This is a genomic window from uncultured Corynebacterium sp., assembly GCF_947253065.1.
GTDB lineage: Bacteria > Actinomycetota > Actinomycetes > Mycobacteriales > Mycobacteriaceae > Corynebacterium.
Window position 1 is genome coordinate 1 of sequence record NZ_CAMXWS010000047.1, and the last position, 10,569, is coordinate 10,569.

Annotated in this window: 13 protein-coding genes; 2 read left to right on the forward strand and 11 right to left on the reverse strand. The window is 59.9% G+C overall.

Features of this window, described 5'->3' with window-relative positions:
• Positions 1 to 351 precede the first annotated feature (351 nt).
• Both Q0X21_RS09175 and Q0X21_RS09180 read left to right on the forward strand, forming a co-directional pair.
• Entirely contained in the window at positions 352 to 2,262 is a 1,911-nt protein-coding gene (locus Q0X21_RS09175) for a GTPase domain-containing protein (protein WP_297851585.1), read from the forward strand.
• On the forward strand, positions 2,249 to 3,850 hold the full coding sequence (locus Q0X21_RS09180) for a GTPase (RefSeq protein WP_297851586.1): 1,602 nt from the start codon (positions 2,249 to 2,251) through the stop codon (positions 3,848 to 3,850). Before Q0X21_RS09175 ends, Q0X21_RS09180 begins: the two co-directional genes overlap by 14 nt.
• 18 nt (positions 3,851 to 3,868) lie before the next feature.
• Here Q0X21_RS09180 and Q0X21_RS09185 read toward each other — a convergent pair whose 3' ends face one another.
• From Q0X21_RS09185 to rplB, 11 genes are all read right to left on the reverse strand, one after another.
• Positions 3,869 to 4,744: a hypothetical protein gene (locus Q0X21_RS09185; RefSeq protein ID WP_297851587.1), complete on the reverse strand. Its 876-nt coding sequence runs from the start codon at positions 4,742 to 4,744 to the stop codon at positions 3,869 to 3,871.
• A gap of 126 nt (positions 4,745 to 4,870) precedes the next feature.
• Positions 4,871 to 5,548: a DNA methyltransferase gene (locus Q0X21_RS09190; RefSeq protein WP_297851588.1), complete on the reverse strand. Its 678-nt coding sequence runs from the start codon at positions 5,546 to 5,548 to the stop codon at positions 4,871 to 4,873.
• A gap of 10 nt (positions 5,549 to 5,558) precedes the next feature.
• Positions 5,559 to 6,515, reverse strand: coding sequence for a hypothetical protein (locus Q0X21_RS09195; RefSeq protein WP_297851589.1), 957 nt, complete (start codon positions 6,513 to 6,515; stop codon positions 5,559 to 5,561).
• 23 nt (positions 6,516 to 6,538) lie between these two features.
• On the reverse strand, positions 6,539 to 7,507 hold the full coding sequence (locus Q0X21_RS09200; protein WP_297851590.1) for a hypothetical protein: 969 nt from the start codon (positions 7,505 to 7,507) through the stop codon (positions 6,539 to 6,541).
• Between the two features lie 107 nt (positions 7,508 to 7,614).
• Positions 7,615 to 7,899 (reverse strand): 30S ribosomal protein S17, encoded by a 285-nt coding sequence (gene rpsQ / locus Q0X21_RS09205; protein ID WP_034664260.1) that lies wholly within the window; start codon positions 7,897 to 7,899, stop codon positions 7,615 to 7,617.
• Complete coding sequence (gene rpmC, locus Q0X21_RS09210) at positions 7,899 to 8,135, reverse strand: 50S ribosomal protein L29 (RefSeq protein ID WP_034664262.1); 237 nt, start codon at positions 8,133 to 8,135, stop codon at positions 7,899 to 7,901. The genes rpsQ and rpmC overlap by 1 nt, the downstream gene beginning before the upstream one ends.
• A complete protein-coding gene (rplP, locus tag Q0X21_RS09215) occupies positions 8,135 to 8,551 on the reverse strand; it encodes a 50S ribosomal protein L16 (protein ID WP_034664264.1) in 417 nt (138 codons plus the stop codon). The genes rpmC and rplP overlap by 1 nt, the downstream gene beginning before the upstream one ends.
• Before the next feature lie 5 nt (positions 8,552 to 8,556).
• On the reverse strand, positions 8,557 to 9,300 hold the full coding sequence (rpsC, locus tag Q0X21_RS09220; protein WP_102724001.1) for a 30S ribosomal protein S3: 744 nt from the start codon (positions 9,298 to 9,300) through the stop codon (positions 8,557 to 8,559).
• Positions 9,301 to 9,303: 3 nt separating this feature from the next.
• Positions 9,304 to 9,660, reverse strand: a complete 357-nt coding sequence (gene rplV, locus Q0X21_RS09225; protein WP_034664268.1) for a 50S ribosomal protein L22 — start codon at positions 9,658 to 9,660, stop codon at positions 9,304 to 9,306.
• 3 nt (positions 9,661 to 9,663) lie between these two features.
• On the reverse strand, positions 9,664 to 9,939 hold the full coding sequence (gene rpsS / locus Q0X21_RS09230; RefSeq protein ID WP_034664270.1) for a 30S ribosomal protein S19: 276 nt from the start codon (positions 9,937 to 9,939) through the stop codon (positions 9,664 to 9,666).
• Positions 9,940 to 9,955: 16 nt separating this feature from the next.
• The coding region (gene rplB / locus Q0X21_RS09235; RefSeq protein WP_297851591.1) for a 50S ribosomal protein L2 at positions 9,956 to 10,569 on the reverse strand (614 nt) is incomplete at its 5' end.

The window sequence follows — 10,569 nt, forward strand, 5'->3', positions numbered from 1 at the left end:
GTGCCTTTTCGCTTATCGACGAACAGTGGAACCCACCGTCGAAGGGTCTCGCAGCATCAGCTCGGAAACGCGCGTCAGCTACGACCAGCGTGAGACAACTGTGGTATTTAACCATGTTTACTCCGCTGAACCCAAATCTGGGCTGGTCTCGCGGATCCTTCCTCGAGAAAAGAAAACATCATTCCCCCAGGCCCGGAGCAGGCCTTAAGGGATGGTGTGGTTTCTGGCTATTTAGGAGCTGAATGCGGTGATGGCAGTAGCGGCCACGGCAGTGGCAATGAAACGACGAATCTTCATGTCTTTTCCTTAAACCCAGACTGTGCTCAGCTGCCCACTATCCAATCTGCCAGAATGGATCAGGTGAAGTCCTCTACGCCTGACATGCTCGATGCTGTGCACGGGGTGCGCGACGCTCTCGCCGCAACCCGGCTGGATGACGCAGCTGATGATGCCCGTGCAATTGTGAACCAGCTGGATGACTACGTCTTACCGCGGCTGGCCAACCTGGACGCCCCGCTACTGGCGGTGATAGGCGGGTCCACGGGTTCCGGCAAATCAACCCTGGTTAACGCGATATTGCGTGAACGCGTATCCAACCCGGGCGTAATACGCCCTACTACCCGCCAGCCGGTGCTGGTTGCTCACCCAGATGACGCTGATTGGTTCAATTCGCCACAGGTCCTTCCTGGTCTGGCACGGTCCCATGGCGCAGGGGATGAACAATCCACCACACTGCGGATTGTTCCCACCACCAACATTCCAGCCGGCTTAGCGCTGTTGGATGCGCCGGACTTTGACTCAATCGACGATCGGAATCGCGCGCTGGCATCACAACTGTTGGCCGCTGCAGATCTGTGGGTCTTTGTCACCACCCCGGCCCGCTACGCGGATCAGCTTGTGTGGAACTTTTTGCATGATGCTGCCGGAAGGGGCATCGAGGTTGTCGTGGTGCTCAATCGGCTTGATGAATCTGCGGCAGCAACCGTTCCCGATGACTTGCGCCGCATGATGGATGAGGCAGGGCTGGGTGGGGCCACCGTGTTCACCGTCCCCTTCGTTCCCGGTCTGGGCAGCGATGATGCTGGCAAGGACGACGAATTCCTCGGCGATGAACTTGTCGCTGATGTGCGCACGTATCTCACCCGTCTCGCTGAAGATTCCGTCGCGCGCCGTGCCGTCGCAGGAAAAACTGTCGCGGGAGCCATCGTCGGGGCCCTTTCGCGTATCGACGCTGTGGTACAGGCCCGTTCCCGCCAAGAAGCCTTCGCCTCCCAACTCGACACCGCGATCAGTGAACAGTACTCGGCCGCCCATTCCCACGTCATCGATGCCACCTCCGACGGCAAGCTGCTACGCACCGAGGTGATGAACCGCTGGCAGGACGTTGTGGGCACCTCCGATGTGACCCGTGGCTTCGAACGCTGGTTTTCCAACGCCATGGATAAGGTGGGTAGCTTCTTCAGTGGCGAGCCCGCCCCGTTGCGCGAAGTGGAAACAGAACTGGAATCTGGCCTACATGCCGTCATCGTTGATGCCGCCGATACTGCAGCCGCCCGCTCGTGGTCTCACATCGGGGCAGTTGCCCCAGATCTTCGTGCTGCCGCTGATCCGACTTTAGCACGATCCAGCGAGGACATTGATGCCCAGGCTGCGGCACTCGTGAGAGAATGGCAGGGCGCGTTGCTCGCTCACATCCAGGAAACCGCCGGGGCGAAACGGCAGCGTGCCCGAGCCATGTCGTTTGGTTTGAATGTCCTCACCGTGGCACTCATGCTCGTCGTGTTTGCTTCCACAGCGGGAATCACGGGCTCCGAAGTGGCCATCGCTGGCGGATCAGCTGTGCTCGGCCAGAAGCTTTTGGAAACAATCTTCGGCGAAGACACTGTGCGCCGCATGGCCACTGATGCCCGGAATGATTTGAATGAGCGCCTCTATGAGCTCCTGCAACGCGAACGCGCACGCTTCTACCCCGTCACTGACCCCTTGGTTGAAGGTACTCCGGCAGACGAACTACAGGAAGCTGTCAGCGCTGCCCGCACCGCTGTTGCTGGCCGCTTCCCTGAGCTAACCGGGACCACTGCCCCATCGCGCGCACTGACACCTGCCGCCCAGACCGACCACGACAGTCACGACAGTGATGCCACCACGCATCTGGCGGAATCTGCTCAACGTGGCCCCTTGCGTGATCTGTTCACCCAACTCCGTGGCGGCTTCCAGCGCCCCGCGCAACAGCCGGAAGGAGAAACCGATGGCATTGTTTAAACGCAGCACGCCCCTCGGTGAGCGCCTGACCGCTTTAGAAGATGCTGCCGAGATTGGTGCACCGTACCTCTCCCCCGCACAAAAGGAAAGGTTGGAAAAAGTTGCACGCGCGGGCGCGGAGCGCCGTGCACTGTCAGCAGAGCACACCGTCGTCGGGTTCTTCGGGGCAACGGGCTCCGGTAAGACGTCTTTGTTCAACGCTGTTGTTGGGGAGGATCTAGGCAAGGCTGCTGCACGCCGCCCAACGACCTCCTCACCGCTGGCAGCGGTCTGGGAACCTGCCGGTTCAGAGGAGTTGCTCGACTGGCTTGAGGTGGAAGACCGTAGGACACGCCCCGGTGAATTCGCTCCCGGTGCTGGGCCTTTGATCTTATTGGACCTCCCAGACTTCGACTCAGTGGAGCTGTCTAACAGGGAGATCGCCACCCGACTTGCAGGGCAAGTGGATGTACTCGTGTGGGTCTCCGACCCAGAGAAGTACGCCGATAGCGTCATCCATGAACAGTTCATCCAACCGCATGCCAATCACTCCGCGGTCACCCTTGCTGTTCTAAATAAATCAGACTTGTTGGGTTCGGCGAACGTTTCCACCGTTGCACAGTCTTATGCGCAGCTGCTTCGCTCCGATGGCCTCACACATGTCTCTGTTCTGCCCACATCCACGCTCACCGGTGCAGGTATTGGCGATGTTAGGGCAGCCATCGCCCGCGTCGCCCGTGCACACTCGGCCCAATCCGCCAGGATTGAGGCAGACATTGTGTCCGTCACTGATGAATTTGTCGACGGCACCAAGACAAACACCCCGGACAAACGCGCAAAACGTGAACTAGATAAGGCCTTGAACCACGCTGTAGGTGCAGACCGTCTGGCCAACACCACCGCGGCTGCCTACCGCAAGCGGCTTTTCCAGCGCACCGGTTGGCCCGTTGTTTCCTGGATGGCGCGTTTCCGGCCTGACCCCTTAAAACGACTGGGGCTGCGCGAAGAACCAGATAGTGTTGGGGTTCACCGCTCATCCCTGCCTGAATTGGACGCTGCTTTAAAGGCTGTGGCCAACAAGGGTGTTCGCGAGTACGCGGCCACGATTGCGGAAGGTTTGCCACCACAGTGGGCCGGAGCTGTGTTCGACCGTGCTGATGATGTGGCTGTAAGTGTGCCGGCCGAACTCGATGTTGCTGTGACACGGACGAAACTCCCGGCAGAGCCCTCAAAGGGATGGGGTGTGCTCACCTTCATCCAATGGCTTGCTTTTGTCGCGGCGCTGGTGGGCGCGTTGTGGTATCTCATCGTAGCGCTCGTTCCGGGAATTCTCACCCCGCTTTTAGGCGATGACCTCGTTCCGGACGTTGAGGGATGGCCCATTCCCACTCTGCTCATCATGGTGGGAATCCTCACCGGCGTGGTCATCGGGTTGATGTCGGCGGGGGTTGGCGGGATCGTCGGTAGCAATATCAAGCGACGTACGCGCACAGCGCTGCGCAAAGAAATTGCTGCGATGTCGGAGACAACCGTGGTCGCGCCCTTAGAGGAGATCCGCGATGACTATGTTCGTTTCACCGAACGCATCGCCGTCGCCGCGGGCGCTTAAGTCCACGCATCGAATGCACTAGTCACCTACGGTTGTCTGCTCAATTTCTCCGTCAGGTCCTTCAACAATCAGGTTGGCGGCTTTGCCGTCGACGGATTGCGACAGGATTTCTTTGACCGGATCCAGCTCAGCGGGGTCGTATTCGCCGTCGGCGTAGAAGTACCACACGCTCAGCGGACCGATATTTCCTGCGTTGTACAGGTAAAGGGAAGTTGCGGCATCAACGCGTTCTGCCTGTTCAACGAGGGCACTCAGTCTCGCACCTTGCGGGCGCAGCTGGAGGTTCGGGGCGAGATCATCCCAGTCAGCTATGCCGTCCAGCCGCGCGGGCTTGTGCAGCGGAAAACCACGCAGGGTGAAAGTGTCGCGCTCGTGCATGTCAAGATGCCCGAACACATGGTCCCGGAATTCACGCGCCGCGCTATCGCTTATCGACGTCTCCCTCCACACCATCACGTCCAGTCCCCTATCCGAACTCGAAGCCGAGATGGAGACCTCTGCCACCTCGGGTGCTGCAAACGGCGCCAATTGCTCTCCAGATTTTGCTCCGAATTCCGCCGTTGGGAACGGGCCCTGCCATTTGAAAGCCGTCCCATCCAGATCAGCGTGCACATGCGAAGTCATCTCCTGATTGAGCTCCTCCCCCTTTTCATGCAGCGTGACCAAGGCAGCCACGAACTCGGGGGCATCGTCCACGTTCACGGAACCACTCACCGCGATCGTGCTGGATGGAATGCCGCCCGCAATCACCGAGGAGAACGTCAGTCCCTCAAACACTGGGTCCGTGGCCGCCCACTGTGCCAACGCCTCCTGCTCTTCTGCAGTCGGGTCCACACAGCCAGAAAGCGCTAGAACAACCGCACTAACAACGCCAGCAATGACCTTCCGCATCATGCCCACCATCCTAAAAGACAGAACCGCCGGACCTCCACACCCTGAACTGCCCCTATTCGTTGGACCGGCAGGCCCATCCGGCTCCTGGGGAGCGATCTTTTACTCGAAGTACTCAGCGCTTCCCAGTCAGTAACCAGTTCTTCCACGTTGGAACACAAACAGAGCATCGCGAGTGATGTCGTGCGGATACTCGTCCCACTCGATGTCGGTAACGCTTACCTGCTCGAGGTGTTCGGCGAGTAGGGCGGTGCAGTCGTCGATAAGCGGGGTGAGTGCACCGGCATGGTGGATGTCGCCAACATTCCACACCACGTGACCGCCGGGACGTATGAGGCACGAGCATTGACGCGCCACGGCGTTGAGCTCAGCGAGGTAGCGCTGATAGTCCCCACTTCCCCGTTCATAGGCTTCGAGCGGATCTGTATCCGTCTCCGTTGCGGCCATATAGGGCGGGGAAGTAAGAATCAGGTCGACAGCGGGGCGCAGCTCCGCGGAAGCTAGCTGCGGCAGGGTGCGGCGCGCATCACCGATGACGATACTTGCTTCTGGCACGGCTGCCTGGATCTGGGCCGCGCGATCTGGGAGGAGCTCAATGCCCGCTGCGCGGCGGCCGAGCGTTACGGCGCGGGACAGAGTCGTGCCGAAGCCAGCGAAGGGGTCAAACACCAGATCACCCGGCGCTGAGTACGTGTTGATTCCGTGGTCCACGATGGCTGTGCACATGTGCACGTCCTCATCCGCACCGGCAGGACGGTCCGCGTGGAATTGGGTGAGAGTCGCCCGTAACCGCTGGAAAAGCGCCATACCGAGCAGTTTAATCAGCGAAAAGGTGAACCATGCGGGCACCCCATGGCCCGGTGTCCTCAGGTTGTTCATCCATTGGTGCCCCAACAATTGCCTCGCCCAGGCGGCCGTCCGGCCCTTTAATCTGCACCCCGACCGGGTCGCCGGCTGCTGAGCTGGAAAGCACGGACTTCAGCTGCTTCATCGCTGCCTCGTCATAATCCCCCTCGGTGTAAAACTCCCAGTGGTAGAAACCTTCAAAGCTCCAAACGGATCGCACCGCATAGGGGGTTGCGGCATCCACCTTATCCGCGAAAGCAGAGGTGGCGGCATAGCCTTGGGGGAACTCTGAGAGGCGAAGCACCGGAGAGATGCGACTGGAGGGGCCTTCCTCTTCAGAAAGCGTGGGGCGCGCCAGCGGGAATCCGACCAGTTCGATGCTGCCGGCCGGGTGCACGTCGTCCAGGTGGCGGAGCACTGTGTCACGGTAGGCATGCGCGTCCTCGTCGCTGGTCTCACGATCACGATAAACCTCGGCCCGTAAGCCGCGTGAGAAATCATCGATCAAAACCGTACGTATCTCGGGCGCGGCGAAAGGCTCGAAAACCGCTGTTAGTTCCTTATCCCGGCCCGGCTTCCAATTACGCCCTTTCCAGGTAAACGGGGTGCCCTCAATGTCGGCGTTGACGTTCAGGTCCAAGCCGAGACGATCCCCATCAGGCATCTCCGCCAGCGTGGCGTAGAGCTGATCCAAAGCGGAAAAGAACTCAGCCACACTGCCCACATGCACGTCGCCGACCACGTCAATGTTGTTGGTCGGGATACCGCCTGCCAGGGCAGCTGAAAACTTCAGATCAACAAGCGCGGGTTGAGTAGCTGCCCACTGCGAAAGTTCCGGGGCGAGTTCACGCGTGATCTTTGATGACACACAACCAGCGAGAGCAAGGCTAGCTAACGCGGCCACGACGGCAGTGATTTTCCGGAACATGACAGCCAGTGTAGGGGTGGGTTTCAACCAAAAAACACTCGCTCCATGTCCTCCTGCCACTTCCCTGGATGTTTAGGAAGCTTCTCTGGCGTTGGTCGCATATCCACAGTTCCCAGAATCCTCGTGCGGCTTGCGATCTCGACTTTGATGGGGCTGCCGACTTCCGGCTGTGAGAGCAACTCCTTGAGCTGCTTCATCACTTCTTCGTCGTACTCATCCTCGGTGAGAAACTTCCATGAATACGAATTCTCATTACTCCACACACTTCGCACCGCATAGGGGATTGCGGCGTCTACCTTCTCCGCGAAAGCTGCTGTGGCTACATACCCCTGGGGGAACCTCGAGAGACGAAGCGAAGGAGGAGCAGCTCCAGACCCACGAGGTCCAACTGGCTCGGTGGGGTGAAGCAGTGGGAATCCAAACGAATCGATTAGTTCCGTGGCCTTCGTGTCGTCTAAGTAGTGGAACACCCTGTCACGGTATGCGCGCGCATCATCGTCGCTGACCTGAAAGTCCCTTTCCGCTGTGACCCAGAGGACTGCGTCGTCATGCTGGACATTCACAGTGCGAACCTCAGGGGCTGCGAAAAGGTCAAGAAGTTCTGTCAACCTCTCTCGCCATCCAGGCTCCCACCTGAACCCTTCCCACGTGAACTCCGTCCCCTGGATATCAGCCTTGACGTCGACCTTCAAGAATCGGTGTTCTCTAAACGGAAGCTCATCGAACTTAGCGTTCAGCTGATCCAAGGCAGTAGCGAATTCGACAACGCTTGTCACATGCAGCGCGCCTTGCGCCTGAAGAGTGTCAGAAAGCGTGCTCCCGAAAGGCCCCATCTCCTTCACCCGCGACACACTCAGACTATCCAAGGCAGGCTGGGTATCAACCCACGCCGACAATTCCTTGAGTCGATGCTGCGACGACGCTTCAGCAAAGCATCCACCGAGAGCGAAGGTAGACAGCACCGCCACCAAGACGACAATCTTCCGGAACATGGGAGCCAGTTTAAGGATGAACAGCACAAAAGACCCCGTCCTTCCCCCGATCCAAGAAGGACGGGTGGAGGGACGGGGTGAGAGATTCGTCGATAAGCGACTTGTGCTTAACGAGCCTTCTCGATGATCTCGACGAGACGGAAGTGCTTGTCCTTAGACAGCGGACGCGTCTCCTCAATGCGGACAAGGTCACCGATACCAGCGGTGTTCTCCTCGTCGTGTGCCTTCACGCGCTTGGTGGTACGGACAATCTTGCCGTACAGCGCGTGGGACTTGCGGTCCTCGAGCTCGACAACGATGGTCTTGTCCATCTTGTCGGACACGACATAACCGCGACGACGCTTCTGCAGACCCTTTTCCTTCGGGGCCTGTGCGGTGGTGTTGTCAGCCATTAGTTCGCTCCTTCAGCACCAGGGACGGTGGACAGACCAAGCTCACGCTCGCGCAGCACGGTGTAGATGCGTGCGATGTCGCGCTTGACCGCCGAGATACGACGGTTGTTGGTCAGCTGCCCAGTGGCCAGCTGGAAGCGCAGGTTGAACAGCTCTTCCTTGGCTGCGGACAGACGATCGTTGAGCTCAGAATCATTCAGCTCACGGAACTCGTGTGCGGGGGTTCCAACTGCCATTAGAACAGGTCCTCCTTCGAGATAACGCGGGTCTTGCAGGGAAGCTTCGCACCTGCACGGCGCAGAGCCTCCTGAGCCACTGCCTCGTTCGGGTAGGACATCTCAAACAGGATGCGGCCAGGCTTGACGTTGGCCACCCACTTCTCCACCGGGCCCTTACCGGAACCCATACGCACGCCGAGCGGCTTCTGGGTCAACGGACGGTCCGGGAAGATGTTGATCCACACCTTGCCACCACGCTTGACGTGGCGGTTGATGGCAATACGAGCGGACTCGATCTGGCGGTTGGTGATGTACGCCGGCTCGAGAGCCTGCAGAGCGTAGTCACCAAAGTTGATGGTGTTTCCGCCCTTGGACACGCCGGAACGGCCCGGACGGTGCTGACGGCGGAACTTAACGCGCTTAGGGATAAGCATGTGTCTTAGCCCTCCTTATTCTGCTGTTCGGCGCGCTGGCGGCGCTGGCCACCACGGCGCGGGCGACGATCGCGGCCACGGCGGTCGTTGCCCGGAGCGTTCAGCTCGGACTCGCGGACACCGCCGACAACGTCACCCTTGTAGATCCATACCTTGACACCGATGATGCCGAAGGTGGTGTCTGCCTCGGCGAGACCGTAGTCGATCTCAGCGCGGAGGGTGTGCAGGGGAACGCGGCCTTCGTGGTAGCGCTCGACGCGGGACATTTCAGCGCCACCGAGACGGCCAGAGCACTGAATCTTGATGCCCTTGACCTGTGGCTGACGCATTGCGGACTGGATTGCCTTGCGCATTGCGCGGCGGAATGCGACGCGGTTGACCAGCTGCTCAGCCACAGACTGTGCAACGAGTGCAGCGCTCGCGTCGACGTTCTTGACCTCGAGGATGTTGAGGGCGACCATCTTGCCGGTGAGCTTCTCCAGCTCACGACGGATACGGTCTGCCTCAGCACCACGGCGGCCGATCACGATGCCCGGACGTGCCGTGTGGATGTCCACGCGGACGCGGTCACGGGTGCGCTCGATGACAACGTCGGCGATGCCGGCGCGCTCGAGGTTGTTCTTCAGGAATTCGCGGATCTTGATGTCCTCAGCGACGTAGTCGGAGTAGGACTTGTCGGCGTACCAGTGGGACTTCCAGTCGGAAGTGATACCCAGCCGGAGGCCGTGCGGGTGAATTTTCTGACCCATTGTTTAAGCCTCCTTCTGGCTTTCCACTACCACGGTGATGTGGCAGGTGCGCTTACGGATCTGGAATGCGCGGCCCTGAGCACGCGGCTGGTAGCGGCGCATGGTCGGGCCCTCGTTGGCGTAAGCCTCGGAGATGACCAGGGTGCGCGGGTCCAGGCCGAAGTTGTTCTCAGCGTTGGCTGCGGCGGACGCGACGACCTTTGCCACCTGGGTGGAAACGGCCTGCGGCGCGTACTTCAGGATGGCCAGGGCCTCGGACACGGTCTTGCCGCGGACAAGGTCCAGGACGCGGTTCGCCTTCATCTGGGACGTACGCACGTACTTAGCGGTCGCGCGTGCGGAGGTGATGGTGTCGCTCATGATCTATCGACGCCCCTTCTCTTCCTTAACGTGACCCTTGAAGGTCTTGGTCGGTGCGAACTCGCCGAGCTTGTGGCCGACCATGGACTCGTCCACGAACACCGGCACGTGCTTGCGTCCATCGTGGACAGCGAAGGTGTGGCCGATGAAATCGGGGAGAATGGTCGAGCGGCGAGACCAGGTCTTGATGACCTGCTTGGTGCCAGCCTCGTTCTGAGCGTCCACCTTGTTGAGGAGGTGCTCGTCGACGAACGGGCCTTTCTTCAGGCTGCGTGGCATATGAAGTTACCTCCTCTTAACGCTTCTTGTTCGGGCGACGACGGCGCACGATCATGTTGTTGGAATAACGGTTCGGGTTGCGGGTACGGCCTTCCTTCTGGCCCCACGGGGAAACCGGGTGACGGCCACCAGAAGTCTTACCCTCACCACCACCGTGCGGGTGGTCGACCGGGTTCATGACAACACCGCGGACAGTGGGCCTCCAGCCCTTCCAGCGCATACGGCCGGCCTTGCCCCAACGGATGTTGATCTGGTCAGCGTTGCCAACCTCACCAACGGTTGCGCGGCAACGGATGTCCACGCGGCGGATTTCAGAAGACGGCATACGCAGAACAGCGTAGGAGCCTTCCTTACCCAGCAGCTGGATGGACGCACCAGCGGAACGTGCAAGCTTGGCGCCAGCGCCCGGCTTGAGCTCCACAGCGTGGATCGTCGTACCAGTCGGGATGTTGCGCAGCGGCAGGTTGTTGCCGACCTTGATGTCGGCGTTCGGTCCTGCCTCAACGATCGTGCCCTGGGTCAGACCCTTCGGCGCGATGATGTAGCGCTTCTCGCCGTCTGCGTAGTGCAGCAGGGCGATGTTAGCGGTGCGGTTCGGGTCGTACTCAATGTGAGCAACCTTTGCCGGCA

What these genes read in the sequence shown, in the direction of transcription:
- Q0X21_RS09175 (WP_297851585.1), top strand. Translation starts at nt 352, where the DNA reads ATGGATCAGGTGAAGTCCTCTACGCCTGACATGCTCGATGCTGTGCAC.
- Q0X21_RS09180 (WP_297851586.1), top strand. Translation starts at nt 2,249, where the DNA reads ATGGCATTGTTTAAACGCAGCACGCCCCTCGGTGAGCGCCTGACCGCT.
- Q0X21_RS09185 (WP_297851587.1), bottom strand. Translation starts at nt 4,744, where the DNA reads ATGATGCGGAAGGTCATTGCTGGCGTTGTTAGTGCGGTTGTTCTAGCG.
- Q0X21_RS09190 (WP_297851588.1), bottom strand. Translation starts at nt 5,548, where the DNA reads ATGGCGCTTTTCCAGCGGTTACGGGCGACTCTCACCCAATTCCACGCG.
- Q0X21_RS09195 (WP_297851589.1), bottom strand. Translation starts at nt 6,515, where the DNA reads ATGTTCCGGAAAATCACTGCCGTCGTGGCCGCGTTAGCTAGCCTTGCT.
- Q0X21_RS09200 (WP_297851590.1), bottom strand. Translation starts at nt 7,507, where the DNA reads ATGTTCCGGAAGATTGTCGTCTTGGTGGCGGTGCTGTCTACCTTCGCT.
- rpsQ (WP_034664260.1), bottom strand. Translation starts at nt 7,899, where the DNA reads ATGGCTGACAACACCACCGCACAGGCCCCGAAGGAAAAGGGTCTGCAG.
- rpmC (WP_034664262.1), bottom strand. Translation starts at nt 8,135, where the DNA reads ATGGCAGTTGGAACCCCCGCACACGAGTTCCGTGAGCTGAATGATTCT.
- rplP (WP_034664264.1), bottom strand. Translation starts at nt 8,551, where the DNA reads ATGCTTATCCCTAAGCGCGTTAAGTTCCGCCGTCAGCACCGTCCGGGC.
- rpsC (WP_102724001.1), bottom strand. Translation starts at nt 9,300, where the DNA reads ATGGGTCAGAAAATTCACCCGCACGGCCTCCGGCTGGGTATCACTTCC.
- rplV (WP_034664268.1), bottom strand. Translation starts at nt 9,660, where the DNA reads ATGAGCGACACCATCACCTCCGCACGCGCGACCGCTAAGTACGTGCGT.
- rpsS (WP_034664270.1), bottom strand. Translation starts at nt 9,939, where the DNA reads ATGCCACGCAGCCTGAAGAAAGGCCCGTTCGTCGACGAGCACCTCCTC.